This is a genomic window from Kibdelosporangium phytohabitans (assembly GCF_001302585.1).
Classification (GTDB): Bacteria; Actinomycetota; Actinomycetes; order Mycobacteriales; family Pseudonocardiaceae; genus Kibdelosporangium; species Kibdelosporangium phytohabitans.
In genome coordinates this window covers 3,395,848-3,414,816 of record NZ_CP012752.1, presented here as the reverse complement: position 1 = coordinate 3,414,816, position 18,969 = coordinate 3,395,848, and the positions used below count along the sequence as shown (strand labels likewise).

Annotated in this window: 11 protein-coding genes; 3 read left to right on the top strand and 8 right to left on the bottom strand. The window is 64.2% G+C overall.

Going from position 1 to position 18,969, the window contains the following annotated elements; translation table 11 throughout:
- Positions 1 to 184: 184 nt before the first annotated feature.
- From AOZ06_RS15840 to AOZ06_RS15830, 3 genes are read left to right on the top strand one after another with little or no spacing between them, the layout of a single operon-like run.
- Complete coding sequence (locus AOZ06_RS15840; RefSeq protein ID WP_157233035.1) at positions 185 to 3,688, top strand: P-loop NTPase family protein; 3,504 nt, start codon at positions 185 to 187, stop codon at positions 3,686 to 3,688.
- Positions 3,689 to 3,747: 59 nt separating this feature from the next.
- Positions 3,748 to 5,592, top strand: coding sequence for a hypothetical protein (locus tag AOZ06_RS15835; RefSeq protein ID WP_054290092.1), 1,845 nt, complete (start codon positions 3,748 to 3,750; stop codon positions 5,590 to 5,592).
- Positions 5,568 to 6,398 carry a phospholipase D-like domain-containing protein gene (locus tag AOZ06_RS15830; RefSeq protein WP_054290091.1) on the top strand — a complete coding sequence of 277 codons (831 nt, stop codon included), beginning with the start codon at positions 5,568 to 5,570 and terminating at the stop codon, positions 6,396 to 6,398. The genes AOZ06_RS15835 and AOZ06_RS15830 overlap by 25 nt, the downstream gene beginning before the upstream one ends.
- 62 nt (positions 6,399 to 6,460) lie before the next feature.
- Here AOZ06_RS15830 and AOZ06_RS15825 read toward each other — a convergent pair whose 3' ends face one another.
- The 8 genes from AOZ06_RS15825 to AOZ06_RS15790 form a co-directional block, all read right to left on the bottom strand.
- On the bottom strand, positions 6,461 to 7,594 hold the full coding sequence (locus tag AOZ06_RS15825; RefSeq protein WP_169798924.1) for a DNA cytosine methyltransferase: 1,134 nt from the start codon (positions 7,592 to 7,594) through the stop codon (positions 6,461 to 6,463).
- A 23-nt stretch (positions 7,595 to 7,617) separates the two neighbouring features.
- Positions 7,618 to 8,121, bottom strand: a complete 504-nt coding sequence (locus AOZ06_RS15820) for a very short patch repair endonuclease (RefSeq protein WP_083472641.1) — start codon at positions 8,119 to 8,121, stop codon at positions 7,618 to 7,620.
- 1 nt (position 8,122) lies between these two features.
- Positions 8,123 to 8,740, bottom strand: coding sequence for a hypothetical protein (locus tag AOZ06_RS15815; RefSeq protein ID WP_054290088.1), 618 nt, complete (start codon positions 8,738 to 8,740; stop codon positions 8,123 to 8,125).
- Positions 8,737 to 10,416, bottom strand: coding sequence for a DEAD/DEAH box helicase family protein (locus tag AOZ06_RS15810; protein WP_054290087.1), 1,680 nt, complete (start codon positions 10,414 to 10,416; stop codon positions 8,737 to 8,739). Before AOZ06_RS15810 ends, AOZ06_RS15815 begins: the two co-directional genes overlap by 4 nt.
- Complete coding sequence (locus AOZ06_RS15805) at positions 10,413 to 12,851, bottom strand: ATP-binding protein (protein ID WP_054290086.1); 2,439 nt, start codon at positions 12,849 to 12,851, stop codon at positions 10,413 to 10,415. Before AOZ06_RS15805 ends, AOZ06_RS15810 begins: the two co-directional genes overlap by 4 nt.
- A gap of 532 nt (positions 12,852 to 13,383) precedes the next feature.
- Complete coding sequence (gene fxlM, locus AOZ06_RS15800; RefSeq protein WP_054290085.1) at positions 13,384 to 14,595, bottom strand: methyltransferase, FxLD system; 1,212 nt, start codon at positions 14,593 to 14,595, stop codon at positions 13,384 to 13,386.
- Between the two features lie 71 nt (positions 14,596 to 14,666).
- A complete protein-coding gene (locus tag AOZ06_RS15795) occupies positions 14,667 to 15,842 on the bottom strand; it encodes a lanthionine synthetase C family protein (RefSeq protein ID WP_054290084.1) in 1,176 nt (391 codons plus the stop codon).
- Positions 15,839 to 18,763, bottom strand: coding sequence for a lantibiotic dehydratase (locus tag AOZ06_RS15790; protein WP_054290083.1), 2,925 nt, complete (start codon positions 18,761 to 18,763; stop codon positions 15,839 to 15,841). The genes AOZ06_RS15795 and AOZ06_RS15790 overlap by 4 nt, the downstream gene beginning before the upstream one ends.
- Between the last annotated feature and the right edge of the window lie 206 nt (positions 18,764 to 18,969).

Below are 18,969 nucleotides of genomic sequence, written 5' to 3'. Positions count from 1 at the left end.
GCTCGCCTGTCGCGCGACCAAGAAATGTCGGTGGGTGTCGCTACAGTCCGGCCACCCACAGGACCTGTGGACGACAACTGAACACGCTCCCCACACCAATTGATCACTACGCGGGTACGCGAGGACCTCCGGACGTGCCCAACCGGCTTCGGCCGCGCCACGTTTCCAGCCCTGGGAGTAGAAAATGACGGCATCCCCGCATGCCCAGCTGCCGTTGGGCAGCCCAACCACGCTCGCGGAACGCTACGATGCCCTGCTGGACTGCCTGTCCCAACGCGTCGTGGCTCAAGCGACCGGGACCCGTATTCCCACCAGAAGTCGCCTGGGTAACGGTCCGCAGAACCGCCTGTGGCTAGGCATGCTCGCCAGCGAGCCCAAGCTTGTCGCTGATGCTCAAGCTGGCTATAGCTTCAAGGATCGCCTTGTTCCACCGGCTCAAGGCTTCACCTTCCGCGTGTCGAGCCTGCCTGTCCGCCTCGACATCGAGGTTTCGTGCTCGGTCTACCTCGCACTGCACCCGACGTTAGCCGAACAGCGGGCCGCCGCCGTCGCCGAGGCGGATGCCGCTGGTCACGAACGGTTTACCGCCCAAGCGAACGGGACGACCTCCGCCGCGCCCGCGAATAGCGGTTCAACCGCCACTCCGGCGCCCCGCCAGGGCCGAACGACCGGCGCCGTCCCTGGGCACAAGCTCGCCCCTGTGTGGACAAAGGTCGCGATTGACCCGGTCGCGCTTCACCTGACGCTCGCGGACCAGCGGTCGGTCGTTCGGGTCGGCGAGAGGGAGCTGTCCGCAGTGCTGCGGTCCGCGTCGCGGCCGCCCGCTGGCGGCACGCTGTTCCGTCCTCGGCGCGCTACCGCACCGGCGGGGTCTCTGCCCCGCGATCACGACCTCATCGATGAGACGACCTGGAGCCGCTACGCCGCGGAGAACCTGGTTGATTCCGCCGACGTCATGCCGCCCGAGCACCGCGCCGCTATCCAGGTCGAGGTCACGCCCCATGAGGGCTGCTTCGAGATCTTGGTGGCCGTGGTCAACACCACCCCTGCGCCTGACACGCAGACCTACGACGGCGTCCATCCCTACGACCACGGCTTCGTCGACACCCAGCTGTATGAGGTGAAGCTGACCACGAACACGGATGCCGCGATCGTGCCCTATGAGCTCGAACAGGTCGCCAAGTCGTATCGCTACGAGCGCACGGTCCCCGCTCTGGGGCACGCCAGCCCTGTCACGACGGTCCGATCTGGTGGCACAACCACCCTAAGCACCCAGTTCGCCGCCACCGAGCGCACGTGGCGTTCCTATCCGCGCGAAAGCACAACGAACTCGATGGGGGTGCAGGTACCCATCGACACCTCGTTCGATTCCCTCATCGCCGATCCCGTCGGCACCGTCGACACGTTGGTGGCAGCGCATGAGACGTGGGTCGAGCAATCGTGGAGCACGGCCGCGCTTGACGAGCTGCAGGCACGGCTCGGCTGGACCACTGATGCGCGCCGAGAAGCGGAACAGGACGCTGAAGCCGCCAGGGAAGAAGTCGAGTGGGTACGCGCTGGGCTGGAACTGCTTCGTACAAACAAGGCCGTGCTGGACGCGTTCGTCGCGGCCAACAAGGTGGTCCAGGCCGCCGCAGATGACTACGACGCATGGCGGTCATTCCAGGTGGCCTGGATAGTCGGTTGCCTCCCCGGCATGGTCGACCCCGCCGCGCACAAGAAAGTCAACATCGTCTGGTTCGCCACTGGTGGCGGAAAATCCGAGGCATACCTCGGTCTGATGCTCACAACGCTGTTCTACGGCCGATACACCGGAGTGACCGCCGGAACCCAAGTCTGGGCTCGATTCCCGTTGCGCCTGCTCGCGCTACAACAGACCGAGCGGTTCGCGTCCATGGTGCTGCAGGCAGAACTCGTCCGCCGTAACGATCCCCGTATCGCTGCTGGTGATCCCTTCGGCCTCGGGTACTACGTCGGTGGCGGCAACACCCCGAACCAGCTGTACCGCCCCGACCCCAACAATCCGTTCTACCGAGGTCAGGATCCTCGCGATCCCAAGACCGCCGAGGCATGCCGGATTCTCGAACGCTGCCCGGTCTGCAAGGATCCTCGCCCGCTGGAGATTCGCTTCGACGAACCGACCTGGACGATGCAGCACGTGTGCCGCAACGCCGACTGCGCCATGAAAGGCGTGTTGCCCGTATGGGGCGTTGACGACGATGTCTATCGCCACGCGCCAGCAGTTCTCGTTGGGACCGTGGACAAACTGGCCCAGCTTGGCCAGAAACCGGCGTTCCAAATCTTGCTTGGCCGGGCACATTCTCGGTGCCCCAAGCACGGCTACACCTCCAGCCCGCTGTGGTGCTCGGTCTATCCGTGCCGGGAGAATCGCGAGCCCATCCCTGACGGTTTCGGACACGTGCGACTGGAGATCGCGGACGAGCTGCACCTGCTCGACGAGAGTCTGGGTGCGCTGGACGGCATGTACGAAACCCTGCTGCAGACCATCAGCGAACACCTCGGCAATGCGAGCGTCCAAATCGTCGGCGCCACCGCGACCATCGAGGGATACAAGAACCAGGTCAAACACCTCTATCAGCGCGATGCTCACCGGTTCCCGGTCAACGGGCCCGTGGTCGGCGAAACCTTCTGGTCCACGACGCGCGAGGGCGACCCGCTGCGCCGCTATGTCGGGCTCCGCCCGAGGGTGGCCACGATGGTCACCGCTACCCGCGAGGTCGCGCTCGCCCATGCTGCTTGGGTCACCGACATGCTCAACGCACCCGAAACCATTGCCGCTGAAGCGGGCCTGGACCCAACAGACCCCAGCACGCTTACCGAGATCAAGAACGCCGGCCACGAGCTATATGAAGTTCTGGTCGCCTACTGCCTGCGCAACGAAGACCTCACCAGCTTCACCCGAGATCCCCACGTCCGGGATCTCATCACCAGCCAAGCCAACTTGGCGATCATCAACGGCGACGCCGCGCCTAGTGATATCCGGGCCGCCGTGCAACGTCTGATCACGCCACCATCGGAAGATACCAGGCGGGTGAAGATCATCGCCGCGACCAAGGCCATCGGTCACGGGTTTGACGTCGCGCGCCTCGGAGTCATGGCCGTCATGGGCACGCCGACGCAGGCCGCCGAGATCATCCAAGCCTCCGCTCGTGTCGGGCGACGCCACCCCGGCCTCGTCATCAACATCATCAACCCGACTCGGGACCGCGACGCGAGCGTGTTCCGGTATTACGCCACCTGGATCCGCTACCTCGACCGGCTCGTGCACAAAGTGCCCGTCAACCGCGAGTCCGTGCCGGTCCTCAAGCGTGTCCTCTCAGGTGGGCTCATGGCATGGCTGCTCCAGGTTCACGACCGCGCCTGGATGACAGGAGCGCCCCGACGCAAGAGCCTCGCCCAGTCCACGGCATTCCGCGACGCCACCAGGGCGGCGTTCATCGACCGAGCAACGCTGATCGACAACCTCACCCGAGGGTTCGGCATCAGCCCGACAAGCGTCTACCACCACATGCATCGGGAAGCGATCGCCGCATGGGTTGATGATCAGCTCGCCGCGTTGCCACTCCGAGCCGAGGCCGACAAGCGCCTGCCAGACCTGCTCCAGCCGCCCGTGCCGCGGTCGCTGCGCGACGTCGAGGAACCCATCGTCATCTACGGCGACGTCTGAATCGTCCTCGCCCATTCTTCCGCAGCCGCAGCGGCGCCCGCTCAAGGAGCTTGAATCACATGTCCATCGAAGAACTCAACCGCACCAATATTCAAGCCCTCTACCGATACATGCCCGGCCAGCCCTTCAACTGGTCGTCCAAGGTCTCCGTCGTGGGCCGCTCACCCCGCCACACCAGTCCACTCGACATCCCCGAAGCCTGGGTGGCCCCGCAACTACGGCGCCTCATCCGCCCCTTCGCCGAGGGCGTTTCCCGCCAAGCCGGAGTCGGCCCGGAGCTGGAGGTCATCGACCGCGGTCAATACGCACTCGTCAAGGCGGAAGACCTGCAGGCGTCGCGGTTTCCCAACACCTTTCACTGTGCGGCGTGCGGTCACTTCCGCACCGTTCGCGTCGGCGAACGAATTCCGAACTGCCCCCATGATCACGGCCAGATGCGCCAGTTCCCCTGGGCGGAAATCCACGAATGCGGCCATCTCAAGCAAATCACCGCACCACGGTGCGCGAACAACTGCCGCGCGAGCATGGCCCTGTTCAACACCGAGTCGTTCAGCATCAGCCGCTGGTACTGGCAGTGCGAGCGCTGCCGCACGCGATCCACACAACCGGTCGTGAACTGGTGCACCACCTGCCGAACGGGACGGGCGAACGCGACGCGAATCCCCCAAAGCAGTGCCTACTATCCGCAACAGATCACCGTTCTCAACCCACCCACCCGTGACGCCTACGCCAGCCTCGCCCATGACCGCGTCCACCTCGCCGCCGTCGCTCAGAGCCTCGGCGTGCTGCCTCCCGGCGCCGATGGTCTGCGGATGGCCGGAGGAACCCGCGACAGCGAGGGAGCCGTCGCCCAATTTCAGAAGATGGCCGCCGTGCTGGGCTGGCAGCCGGGTGATGAGATGTACGAACGAGGACTGGCCGACGCTCGGGCGAAGGAAGGTACGGCACCCGCCTGGGCCGAGCAGGTGGACGCGCTGGGCCTGGACCCCGAATCGGTCGATGCCCTCGGAGACGAGTGTCTTCAGCTCTCGCTCGCCCGCAGCGCGGCGGCACTCACAATCGATGATCTGCGGACGGAATCCGCGGACGAGCTCCACCCCACCTACGCCGCGTACCCCGCGCTCTTCGAACGCTATGGCCTGCGCGACGTGACCCTGCTTCGGCAACTTCCCATCGCCTACATCGACGCCGGCTATACCAGGGTGAGCCCCAAAGCCCACAGCTCCGGTCCCCGCGGGGACGTGAACACGCGGTTTCGCTTCTTTGAAGCCGGTCGCGATCGAAGGTTCCCGATGTACGGGGTTCGGACGGAGACCGAAGGTCTGCTGTTCAGCCTGGACCAGCTCCGCGTCGTTGAGTGGCTCGCGGAGTCCGGTGTAGTCGACGATCCAGGTGTCACCACTGTCGAGGATGCCCAGCGATGGCTGTTCACGGTCACGGAGCCCGTCACCGACATCTTCAACGCTCCCGAAAGCCGCATCACCAAGGCGATTCTCGGCCTCGTTCACTCGATGGCGCACCGGACCATGAAAGCGCTCGCCACGCGATGCGGACTGAATGTGGACTCCCTCGCGGAGTACCTCTTCCCAGCCAACAGTGCCTTCCTGATCTACGCTAACACCCGCAGTGAGTTCATCCTTGGAGGACTCGAACACGTCTATCGATATGATCTCGCCGACGCACTCAGCGAACTCGACGCCGAAAGCCGCTGCGTCTTCGACCCACCCTGCCGACACTCCTTCGGCGGCGCGTGCGCGGCGTGCCTGTATGTCTCCGAAGTCGCATGCGCCAGGTTCAACACGGTTCTCGATCGCAACCTGCTATTCGGTTCCCTCCCCGCGACCGTTGAACCAGCCGGTCAGACCAACCAGGAGGTGACGTGGCGTCCGTACTGGAACCACTGAAGCCAGTCGTCGCCTTGATCCGCCAAGCGCCCGAGCCCATGGCGCTGGCAGCGCGCCTACTCGACCTTGCCGAATCCGGTTCGTCCGGGGCGGAACTCGCGGCCGTCCTCAGCACAAGCGTCACTGACTGGAATCTCGCACGCTCCGCCCTGATCCACGCCGACATCCTCGACATGGCCGACAACCGCACTCCTTGCGCAGCCGTCCGACTGGCACAGGCCCAGGTCCTGACCGAGGCGGCCGAGGACAGCTGGGAGCTCGTTCTCACCGTGCCTGGTTTCCTCCGGCGAACCCTCGCGGATCTCGTCGCCGTAAACGGTGACCGAAGCAGGCCGCGAGAAACCCAGGCCACCCTTGTCGAGGTCGCCGCGACAGCGCGGGACAACCTGATGATCGCCGCGCCCTACCTGCACGCTGACTTCGTCACAACCCTGGCCAACCCGCTCCAACGGGTGCTGCAGACGGGAGGCGCCGTAACCGTGATCACGAGGGCGCTGTCGCTCACCGCGCCGGAGCGTTCCAGCGCAAACGTTGAGGCAATCGCCCTGCTACGGCAGGTCGCCGAGCGTGCTGGACGAGCCATCACCGTTCGTTCCTGGGAAGAGAGCGGCCTCGGCGTGCACTTCAAGGTCGTCATTGCTGATCACAGGTTGGCCTACCTCGGATCGGCCAACCTGACTCCCGGAGGCACAGCCGCACACGCGGAAGCGGGGGTACTCCTGCGTGGACCACGGGTGGCTGCCCTGTCGAGGTGGCTGACGGCCGTGGCCGACGAACTCGCCCGCCGTCGACTTCCGTCTGGGTAGCTTAACGCGAATGCTGAGGGCCACCGCGAACGTCCGCTCCGTCGTCCGCGGTGGCACGTCCTTCAGAGGTTGAGGACAGCTCGAAGCTTCTTCCCGATGATCTCCGCAACATCGACTGCGACAGCATTGCCAAGCGCACGCATCGCCGCCGTCCGGGTGCCAGGAATCTCATACGTATCAGGGAAGGTCTGTATCCGAGCGGACTCCCGGACAGTCAGATAGCGGACCGACCCGTTATGAAAACGAATCATCCCTTCACCACCGGCGACGCCGTGCACCCCAGCCTTAAGCGTCTTGGCAGGCCAGTCGATCCAGCCACCCTGATGACCTGGGTAGGTTCGGGCACCAGGAATGCCCCGGTGGTTAAGTACGTCCGACGCGTCTTTGCCGTCTCGCGGCTTCGGAAGCTTGGGAGACTTCATGAGAGCGTCTCGCGTGGTTTGCCAAGGCTCGCGCTCAAATAGCTCGTCGGCCTCACGCAACGCCTCCACGCGAACCCGGAAGGTCTCCGGCATAGAGGGCCGCTTAATTTCATGCTTCTCCCAATACGACCCGGCTATCCACTGATCTCGCAACAGCGCGTCTCTGTCATGCGTTGGAGATATGTCGGTCCATCGATCCCAGCCTGGGACATCCGTACGAATCCCGACGAGAAACACACGCTTTCGCGCCTGAGGTACACCCACGTCTGCGGCATCAATAACCTGACGGCGGACGCGATAAGTCAATCCGGCCCGCTTCGCCCCCATGATCCGCTTGTGATGATCCACCCAATGCTCACCAGCCTTGGGCTTGACCGAGGGCCTTGAGAGATGATCAACGATGTAGTCGTAGTACGGCATGAAGGAAGGGCGCAGCAACCCAGGGACATTCTCAAAGACGAAGCACTTCGGCCGAAGAGTTCGAACTGTCTCAACGGCGGCAGGAAACATATTTCGCTTGTCGTTATCCCCAGCGTGCGCCCCACTAATAGAGAAAGGCTGACACGGCGGCCCTCCCGCGACCAAGTCGATATCGACCAGTCCAAGCCCAGGCGCTTCCTTGAGCCACTCTAGAACGTCCATATTGCGGACGTTCTCCTTCTTCCAGAGGTCAGGAGACCGCTCGGCGTTAACCTGCAGGATATTGCAGGCTCGCGGATCCCATTCAATCAGCTGCTCGTGCTCGAAACCGGCATTGAACATGCCGAGGGCCATACCGCCGCCACCGGCGAATAGCTCTACTGACCTCGGCATGGTTTCTCCGTTTCAAAATTTCGTGACGTGTCGATTGATGCGACGGTGGAAACTTGAGCGGCGCGGCGACCGCGCACGAGTTGCTCAATCTCGTCGACAACGGCGTCGAGATCCTCGGTAAGGCGTGATTCAAAGACTCGATAGACAGACCACCCATCCTCGGCGAGTTTCGAATTGACCGTCGCGTCGCGGGCCATGTTCGTTTCGAGCTTGGCCTTCCAGAACTCTGGGTTGTTCATGCGCTCGAATTGCGCGTCAAAGGAGGGCAGGCCACGCACTCGCCACGCGTTGCCGTGCCAGAAGTCACCATCTACGAACACGGCCACGTGAGGGCCGGGGAACACGATGTCAGGCTTGCCGATCAGTTTCGTTCGCACTCGGAAGCGCAGGCGCCTTCGCCACAGGGCACTACGTAGGGCGACCTCTGGTTTCGTGTCGCGATTGCGCACTGAGGCCATGATGCGGCTGGTTACTTTGGGATCTCGCATGTCACCGCCCTGCCTCGCCGTCGTTGCCTGGGGCACGAGTCGCGCGAGTGGCGATATGGCGGACCTCCAGGCCAGCTAGTTCGCCAAGTCGCTGGTGACGTGCTTGCTCGCCTTCCGACAACCGCTCGCCCTGTCTGGTCGTGACGACGACAACCGGCCTCGGGCCTCCATCAACCCGCGTGTTGAGACCGGCCCAGATAAGGCTCTGGAGATTGCGGGAGGTTCCCCAGATCATCTGCACGAATTCTGGGCCGTTGGAGAGATGGCATCGGTTGGGCTTCTCTCGCAGAGTGCCTTCCACGAAGTCCCATTCACGCCCAAAGACAAGCTGCGCGATTTGGGCCGCACCTGGCAGCGGATTACGGACCAGATCGGCATAGGGACCGATCCCGCTACGGGCGCGGTTGTAGTGCTTCATCGGCACGTCCTTGATCCAAAGGCGTGCACGTTCGCGCGGCATGTACCGCGTCAGGACACCACCGATTTGATCGTCATCGACCCACCGGTTGTACCATGTCGATCGCTCACTGATGCTCAGGCCGTCCCAACCGAGTTCATCAGCTTGACGATAGATCTCTCCGATAATCTCCCGCCGGAGGGGATCCTGAATCTCGCTCATGAGCCGCTCACTAGTGCGTCAGGGTCGGGGAACTGGAGGCGGTGCTCATCGAGAGCTGTTTCGAGACTCGCCGCGTCTTTGATCCACTCACGCATCAGGCTCTCAGCTTGGGCGTCGCTGAACTCAAAACGTGTGCCTGTTGGCGCGAGCCGCAGGGTCTCGATTTCATCGGCCGAAACTTGTTCACGGAGATTCATGATTGCCGCAACGCGTCGTATATCGCTGACGAAGTCCAGTGTTTCCACATGACTCTTGCCTTCACGCAAACGCAGGCCACGGCCAAGTTGTTGTACGAAGATTCGCCGACTATGCGTCACACGGGCGAACCCCAGGATGTTGACGTCGGGGATGTCGACACCTTCGTTGAGGATGTCCACCGCCGTGATGATTGGAATCTCGCCCTGCCGGAAGCTCATCAGACGCAGTTGACGTTCTCGGTGGCCCAACCCGGCGTGGACAGCCTTTACGTTCTTCCATTGCGGGACTTGGTTGAGCAACTCGGCCAACCGTTCGGCGTGCTCAACTGTTCGACAGAACACGACCGCGCGTGGTTCACGAGTTCGTGCCCAAGTGTCAATGAGCTGATCCCGGATTGCCTCGTCGCGCTCCGGAAGAAACAGTCGGGCGTTCAGATCCTTGATGCTGTAGCTGTGCTGACTTGCTTCTCGCACGAAGTCCCAGTTGATGTTGTCCGAGAACAACCGATACCGAACCTCGGCGAGGTAGCCGAGCCGCATGCCATCTTCGATGCCCAGCGTGTAACTTGGTTCGCCGAACCGGTGACGGATGTCGAACCGGTCGCCACGCCACGGCGTGGCGGTAACGCCGAAGCGCGGCACGCCTGGCAAGGCATCGAGCAATTCGGTGAACTGCCCTCCCTTAGCGACGTGATGCGCCTCGTCGACCATGATTAGCCCAGGCTTGTAGCCGTTTCGTACGTATGTCAGGGCGGTAGCCACCGTCGCGCACGTGATCCCGCGAAGATCATCCGGTTTGTGATCGCCGGTCAGCAGTTGTGTGCGCACGGGTTTCGGCACGTGAAACCACATCGCGCGTTCGAGTTGTTCGACGAGATCTTTGGTGTGCGCGACGACGAGGACCTTGTCCGAGGGTTGACGCCGCAGGTGTCGTGCGATGATCTCCCCGCCGATGACCGTCTTGCCTAGCCCTGTGGCGAGAATGAGCAAGGCGCGGCCAGAGCCCTCCAAGTCCTCGACAATGCGCTCGAACGCTTTTGCCTGGTACTCGCGAAGCGGGCGTTCTGGCAGTCGTTGCGCGCAGATGCCTTCGCTGTTGTAGAGATCGAGAAGCTCGCGTCCAGACCACAGCTCGATCGGATGACCGACTCGACGCAGGGCATCACGCCGTTCGTCGGTCTTTGGGCCGAATCGGGCGTTGGTGACAACCGCGGCGCGATCGGTGCGGTAGAACGCCTTCGCTGAGAGCACCTCGTCGATCGCGGCCGACGCGACGGTACCTCGTGACTTCCATTTTGCCTGGAAGACCCACTGCTGACCGTTGCGTGTGCCGATAAGGTCTCCACCTTGGTCGTTTGGGCCATCAATGTTAACAACGTTGACGAAGCCAAGATGCAACAGAAGTCGCTCAACCTGTCGAGTGAACGCGGCTGGACCGATATCGAGGAGGAAGTCAGGAGCCACAAATGAGGAACTCATGTCGTGTCCCCCTCGTTAATCTCGCCCTCAATCACATCGAGAGTCAGACGCATCATCGCCAGCTCCAGACGTGTCTTTCCGCCTGTATTTCCCATGAATTCGCCAACCGTGTCGAGAAGGCGAGCAATCCTTTCGACCGGCCTCGTTCGCGCGTCCTGGTCGTTCCAGGTGGACCAGGTTGTGGAGAACACGACCCCGTCCAGCAATAGAGCCGGTTGGGCACGGACGAGTGCGGCAAGACTTTCTGGGCGCAGATGCGAAATGAACGCCCCGTTCTCGGTCGCCTCCCGCCAGACCAGCCGCGGCTCGGCGCCGGCCGCATGCCGCTCGGCGGCTTGTTTTTCCTCTGTTGGCAGGCTTGTCCAAAGCGCCGCAGCGTGCGAGGCGCCTACGTCAGCCATTCCTTCTCGGATCCTGCCGAGCAGCGCGTCCGCACGCTCGCGCAGCGCGGCGTCGGTGAAGCGCTGATCGCGGAACTGCTCTGTAACCTCGGCCGCGACCCTCGCCACACTGTCGTCCGTATTTGCCACTGCTCGAAGCGCTTCAGCGATCTCGATGATGGCGTAGTCCCGCGGATCACGTCCGAACTCGCGGAACACTTCGTGGTCACCATGGACGAAGACTTCGATCGTGTTGCCGCGCTGAGTGTGGGAAACACACGGGGTCGGCCGGCCGGAGTGGTCGAGCAGCGGCTCAGGGGTATCGAATACCGTTACAGCGCGTTTGCCGAGGTGGGCCACGCTCACGACGCCGCTCAGGTCGCTAACACGTCGTGCCCGTTCACGGTATCGGGTGTAACGCTGCTCCTCGGTCTCTGGCTGCGGTCGCGGGGGAGGTGAGGCCGGGGCCTGCCCGCCCGCGGTACCAGCTGGTTGGTTGTCCCCACCCAAGCCTGTGCGGTCCAGGAGATCGACCATGGACCCGGAGCCAGTCCCACCGCTGTGCTTCTGACCTGATCCCGTGCCGCTGGACCTTCCGGAAGTCGGCTGCCGCTTCCCCCGCTTGAGGTCGTCATATTGCTGGGCCGCCTCGTACCATTTGTCGTCGGCCAGGTACTCGGGAAGTCCCCTGCGGAACAACGTGGCCCATTCACGGGCGGTCTCGTGAAGCGGCCCGGAGCTATCCCCAGGGATCAAACACTTCGTACCGGGATCATTGCGCCGGAACGCGTTGAACAGGCGCCCTACCGGGGAGCCGTTTGGCTCATACCCAAGCGCCTTTGCCTTCTTTGGCTGTAGCGGCCCTTCTCCGCGAACCTCATTAAGAGCAGTGATCCAGTCCAGCGAGTCACGCTTGAAGTCGTTCTTCTGGTAGGTGACCGGAACATGGTCGACATGGATCTCGCCGACAATACGGCCGCCTTGCGTCGCACCGAACTCGATGGGGTATTCCACCATCGTCTCGCCAGTGTCGGGATTTTCCCACTGAAAGACACTTCGATCGGAGATGAGGATCTTTCGACCGTTGCGCAGGAAGTCAATCCCGAAGTCGCTCGTACTGAGGTAGCGTTGAATGCCAACCCAGCCGACAATCCGTCGTTCCCGCAGTTCCAGGTTCTCGCTGTCGCACTCGGCGCAACGCTCCACCGCCGCGCCGCGGTTCCAGTGCCCGCAGTCTTGACATGCCCAGGCGGGTGTCAGATCACGGTTGATGCGTTGGATCGCGCGGATCTCAGCGCCCTGATAGGACACCACGCGAGAAGAGCTCCATACGCATGGCAGCCTTGGTCGTACAGCGGTCCCGTTGACGTACAGATCGAAGCCGCGGCCAGCGAGCTCGGTCTCCGGAAGTTCAGGAAGGGCATTCTTGCTTCGCAAGAGGTAGGAATACACCCTGCCGAGCTGTTCACGAATGTTCGCCGCTACCGGCTGCCGACGTAGCGCGGCACGCTTATCCGGCCTCAGCTGCCGGACCGTAACCTCGGTGCCGTGCATCGCGGGGTCGGCCTTCGGATCCCGGCGAAGGGGCACCGTGAAGCTGCCGCGCCGCTGCATCTCGCGAAAGTCGATCTCGGCGACAAGCCAGTCCGGGTCTCCTGAGCGGGTTGTTCTGACCTCCGTCACTGAACCCAGATTGGCGGTCGCGATGTTGAAGCCCATCCCGAACAGCCCAAGGCTGCCGTAGCGGCTGTTAGTGCTGTAGCCCGCACGCAACGACTGCTCGAACTGCTCCAGGCCCATGCCACGTCCGTTGTCCGCGACACACACGAGCTCGTCCCCCTCGGCGGTGCCTGGCTTCGGGAGTGTGATCTCGACCGACGGTGGCTCTGAAGGGGCACGGTCGCTGTCCGACAGAAAGGCATCGAACGCGTTGTCGACAAGCTCAGCGAGACACTGCCAGGGCTTGTAAGGGATGTCGCCGAGTACCTCCAGTAGCCGCGGTGATGGCGTGAGGTCAAGACTCTCTATGTACGTCTCGTTCGCGCCGAGTGACACCCCAGCCTCCCACTTCGCTCGCACGGTTCAGCCCCTGCCCAGAGCCATGCTCGCCACGGCGTCCTTAGTAAACACCGCCGGTACGACATAGCACGGAGGGTGACAGCAATACCTCGCGCTGTCACCCTCGTGCTCGCACCCGACAACAGCTGTCGTCCAGTGCGGCGAGCCTGGCCCCGAGCGATCCACCCTATCGGGAGGTGCTTTGCGGCTTCACGCGACCGCGCCGTAGCACTGATCAAAATGCGCGAATTACCGTTGGTTTGAGTGCACGGTCAAGCCGTCCACGCGGTGTCAGCCCTGCGGTTGCGAACTGCCTTCCCGGAACTAGCCGGATCACCAGCAAGGTGGACCTGGGCTTCGGAGCGCACGACAGACACGAGCTCAAGCTAAGATCTCCATCCGTGCAACTGCGTCACCACAACCGCGCCTCGTGCGCACAAGATGTGCTCGCGTGACCCCAGCGTGCATCTACGACGTCATCAGCGCGGTCTACCAAAGTCAGTCATGAGATCTGCTGCCATCTCAGCGCTCATCCGTCGACATTGCTGGCACTCGACACCGATAGCGTCGCCCAGCGCTTCGTTATGACGCGTTCGGCCTTAAGGTGCTCACGAGGCGTTTTGGCTGGGTAGGCCGTGATGATGGGCTCAGCGGTGCGGGCCTCAGCCCAGGCTCGAATCTGGTCGCAGAGCCGCTCCGCCAGCTGCTGTCCAGCTGGTCCATGGCCGATCGCGCCAAGTTCCGAGCTGCGGTCGACGCGGCGATAGGTGAGGTAGGCCAGCGAGCTGCCCTCGACAACGGCTGGGCTGCGGTCACGGATCGCCGGATTGCAGAGCTCATCGGTGACTGCGGTGGCGGAGGCGGCGATGCGACAGGTGCCTGGTTCGGTTCCCGTCAGAAGCAGCCAGATGCCGTCGAAGGGCTCTTCTCCTCCAACTGTGACGCCGGACCAGACAGGCGTTTTTGGCTGGCTGAGCACACCGTAGAGGTCGGTGAGGATGATGTCTTGGTCTGAGTCCCAGTACAAGGTGACGTGTCCGGCGGCGTCGATGTTGCCGGACACCTCGTTGTCCTGGCCGATCATGGGCACGAAGCCACACAACCGCGCCGAGTCGGAGCGCAACACTTCGCCGTCACGGACGAAGGCGACGCTGCGGGTCTGGCCTCGCCAGCGCAGCGGCACGATTAGCCGGCCGCCGGGCTTGAGCTGGTCACGCCAGGCATTCGGAATGTCGAACGCGCCGACAGTAACGATGATCCGGTCGTAAGGACCGGTCTCGGGCGCCCCGAGCGAGCCGTCCCTGGTGATCACCTCTACATGGGGGAAGCCGTTGTCATCGAGTGCCCGACGGGCCTGTGCGGTGACCTCCGGGTCGATGTCGACGGTCGTGACGTGACCGGTCGGACCGGCTTGCTCGGCGAGGAGGGCGGCGTTGTAGCCGGTGCCTGCGCCGATCTCGAGGACGTTGTGGCCGGGCTGCACGTCGAGCTGGTCGAGTTGCATAGCGACCACGGTGGGGACAGAGGCACAGCTGAGCGGAGCGCCGTCGTCATCGCGTTTGGTGATCACTGCGACGTTGGCGTATGCGTCCTCTGTGGTCGCCTCCGGGACGAAGAGGTGACGGGGAATGGTGCGAAGCACCTGTTCCACCGCGGGGGTTCGGGCGTGGCCGGCCTTCTTGATGCGGTCGACCATGGCGGCGCGCAGCGCCTCGGGCGTGGTGTCGGTGGTGGCGTTCATCGTTTCCTTCTGTGCGGGCGGCCGGATGGTAGCGGGTTGCGATTGGTCAAGAGCGGGTTCTGAGGTGCGGGTCAGCCCTCGAGCAGCAGGCAGGCATCCCATCGGGTGACGAGGTCGGAGGTTGTAGTCGCGTGCAGTGCGAGCAGCACTCCGGCGGCGCCTTCCAGCAGTCCGGGCTCGGCGGATTGGCCGTTGTCGTGCAGGTACTTGGTCAGCCGTGCATGCAGTGCGGGTAGATGCTCGGTGAGGCGGTCGTCGATGGCATCGGCGGCAGTGCGGCGGGTGGCATGCAGAAGCCCAGCCCAGCCGTGACAGAGCGACGGATCGCTCAGCAGTGCAAGTTGTCTCTCGTCGCTGATGCATCCGGCGAGGGCATGCTCGGCGGCGCGTTGCCGTGTTGGCTCGCCAAGCGTGATCGCCGCGAGTTGTTGTGCCCGTGCGAGACCAGGGGTGCCGTAGCACCAGGACGGGCGTTGGGGTCCCGATTGCCGCAGCGCCTGGTCGTGCCATTCGGCGCGAGAGATCATGCCTGGCCACCAGGCGTCGTAGCCGGAGCCGTTGCACCAGCGGTCGAGCCAGGTGGTGATGTGGCTGATCGCCTCGGTCTGTCCGGTTACCGAGATTCCTCGCCTGCTGGCGGTGGCCAGCAGCGCCAACGGCCCGGCGACGCCGTGCGCGATCCCCAGGTTGGCGTGGCCGCCAGGCCAGTCATTGGAGGGTTGCCCGTTGGGGCTGGCTTCGCTCCACCATCCAGGCAGGTGCTCGCCATTGGTGGTGATCGGCTCGGTGAGCCGCACCAGGTAGGCGAGGACATCACGCAGCAGTTCGGGGTGACGGTCTCGGTGTAGCAGCCCGACGCCGAGGCCAGTGAGTCCGCTCATCAGGTCGAACTCTCGAAGCCGTGGACGCTGTCCGCGGTCGATGCGGTCATGTGCCTGGCACAGCCGGTGGCGCGTGATCGTGGCAAGGTGCTCATCGAGTGCGCGAAGAACTTCGGCGTAGGCGGGTTGCCGCGCCGAGTGCAGAGTGAATGCGACGGCAGGTACTCCTCGGAAGAGCCCTGCAGTGTCAGGGTCGGCGGTCACCGAGTCGCGGATCATGGCGCGAACCCACTGGTGAGCCACGCTCCAGTCGCCCGCACCTGCGTGCACGTTCTCCAGGTGCAGCAGGGTGATTCCGGCTGCGCCGGCAGACAACGACTGACCCCAGCCGGGCGCAGCGCCGCCTGGTGGAACCTCAAGGTTCATCGGCTGGTCTCCGCCTGAAGCGCGTGGACGGCCTGCGCGAGGTGCCGTGCCATGCGCCGCGTTGCCTTCTCAGCGTCACGGTCGATACCGGCTGCACGGTTGTGGTGCATGTGCAGCAAGGAATCCAAAACGGCGTCGGTATCGGTGTCGGCTGATAGTTGCGTCCGATACGCGGCAAGCGCGGCGGCGCGTCGTGCCCAGGTCTCGGCGACTTGTCCGGTCCATCCAGGCCGGTCGACGACATCGCCCTGGACGAGGCGGATCGCGTCGGAGAGCACGGCGCGGTCAGCTGGGCCCGTACCTGGAATGGCGGGCCGGGTGCGAAGCCAGGTCATCGCGGCGGTCTGATCACCGAAGAACCCGGCCACGATGTCCACCAGACCGAGTAGCAGGCCGACGGCGGTACCAGCGCCAAGGATCGAGTCGTGCCGCAACTGAGCGGCCACAGCGGCAGAGTCGGCGGCGAACACGTTCTCGGCGGCGGTCATCTTCGCGCCGCAACCGTAGCGGCCGATCTCCGGCAGGTAGGTGTCGACAGCCAGCCGACCGGCGACGCCGTCAACGCGGAGTTGCTGACCCCAGTCCCCGAGTGCAGCCAGGCTGCCGGCATAGGCGTCACGATCAGAGGTGGCCAGGCGGAGGCGGATGTGGTCGGTTTCATGCGGGCTGCGGTAGCGCACGAACCACCAGCTGGTCTCGGAGCCAATCGCCTGTAGAAGGTGTGGGATCCGGTCGGCGATGATCTCGTTGATTCGGTCGGGGTGGGTGAAAACCTTGGCATAGAGCCAGGTGCAGTTCGCTGCCCCTGGCGGCTGCCCGTGGCCGCTGTTCGTCAGCACAGGCCTGGTCGCAACAGGTGGCGACGGTGTCTGCGGCTGGGTGGAGAACAGGGGCACGGCGATCTCGTGAACGTGGCCGCCCGCCCATCCGAACGCCTCCGCGGGGGCAGCTTCGAGCAGCATGGCGTGGCCGTGCTTGCGTAGGTGGGTGTGAAGAATCGCCACGTGGGCTGGTTCGTCGAGAGTGAGTCGCAAGGAGCGGTCGGCGTCGCGTAGTTCCACCGTGGCAGGGCATCGCCACCGACGACGCCACTGATCGAAGCGCGCCGTCCACTGGTCGTCGTTGAGGCCGACGGGAAGGTCTGTGGCGTCGAGCCGCCAACGGGCCGGGCTGAGTACCGCGCGGCCGTACCGTACGCGCGGCAACACCGGCAGTTGCTGAGCGTGCGAGCCCCAGTCGAACTCGTGCCACGTGGCTCCCAGCGCGCGGGTGAGATTGGCGAGGAATCGGGCCAGTGGCGGCGCCTGCTTGTCCAGGGCGAGTGCATGAAAGACCTGGGGTTCGATCACCCTCCCCATGGAGAGACTGGCCAGGTACAGCCCGTCGCGGGTCGCGATGATCGCCAGGTCGTCTGGTGCGATCACCAGCTGTTCGGGGTGCTGTGCCCGGTGTTCTCCCAGAGACAGCAGGTGAGGCAGATAGGCAGGGACTCGGCAGACGTTTTCACCGGTCGCGTAGATCGGCGGGAACGACAGCTGCACAGGCAGCGCTCCACTGGTGCCGGCAGGCGCGTCCGCGTACAGGTGCTCCAGCCTGGTGTCGGACGCAATGGTGGCGAAGCGCGAGGTGAACGTTCCCGCTGATCGAGCGGGCGCGACGGTGAAGCTGTAGTCGCCGCGGCGCAGTGCGTCCGCGCTGGCTGCGTGCACGCGGGCGGCGAGCTCGACGTGTGCCGGGGTCCGTCGCTGCGTGGCAGAGCCACCCACGGTGAGCGCAGAGATGTTGTCCTCGGTGAGGACGATCTCGCCGGTGCCATCGGCCCACGCGGTCCAAGCCAGTGCGAGGAGCTTCTGCTCGCGTTCGGACGAACCTCCGGACGGCGGCGGCAGAACGCTGCCGGGATAGGTGTGTGGGAGGCCAAGTCCCGCGTCCGGGTCGACGACATCGGCCAGCGGCACGAGGGCACCGGTGCCAAAACGTTCGCAGAACGCGATGTAGAAGTCTCGCCAGACCGGGTTCCCGGTCGGCTGGTTGGACAGGCGCGCCAGCACGCTGGCGGCCCTCTCGACCTCGTGCGCAAGCTGTTCGGGAAGCCGTATTTCGGCGTCCAAGCGGAGGTCGAGAGACAGTGGGACGCGCCCGGCCGTCGACAGTGTCCGCATCCGTCCGGCCAATGCCTCCCGCAGGTCGCGCTGCGCCGCCTGGTCTGTGCCGGGCTGGTTGTGGCTGCGCAGGTCTTCCTGCACTCGCTCCAGCTCGACGAGGATCGCTGCTACAGAAGGGATCGCGCCGGCGTCGGCGGTGCGCAGGCGATCAACCAGGTAGCCAAGGGAGTCGGTGACGGTCAGCGGCGCTCGCAGGTTGGTGGCGAGAAAACCTTGGCCCACAAGAGCTGTGAGCATGGCGATGATGGTGTCGTGCTCTACGGCCGGAAACTCCGCGGCCAGCTTGTCAATGAGGTCAGCAACGTGGATGGGTGTGCTTGCGGCATTCTGGACCGCTTGCAGGGCACGGGTGTTGCGTGCGGTCACCGTGTTGGGTCCCTGGGGGACTTCCAATCGCCCGCCACGAGTGGTCGCGAGGTTGGTGAACACGACGTCGAGCCGACACAGAAGCTCGGGGCACGCTTCAAGTCGGTCGATGAGATCCGCGAGCCACACCGCGTCGATGCGAGCGAAGGCCTGGTGTTCTGACCCCCATCGGCTCTCCGCGGCTGGTCCACCAACAGCGACCGGCGCGACTCCTGCGAACAAACCGAACGGGGTGTGGCGACCAGTGATGCGCAGCAGGTAGCGGATCACGGACAGGGTGACGCGCCGGACCTGCTTGGACTCCATCGTGCCGGTGTCGGTCAGCAGTTGAGCGGCGAGTCCTGGGCTCGCATGGCCGATCGCGTCGGCGAGTTCGGTGTGCGTCGACATCTTCAGCAGCCATTCGCGGCACGCCTGGGTGTCGGACAGGTCTGGCCACTGTGCGGGCAGTTGGTGAAGCGGGACTGCCGCGGCGCGAAGTAAGGCAATTCCGCGGTGCCTGTAAGTCGACGCGCTCTTCCGAGTACTCATCCTGCCCTCGCGTTCGTCATCCGGTGGCGAAGCTGGGGCACGGACCGCGCTGTCCATGCCCCAGC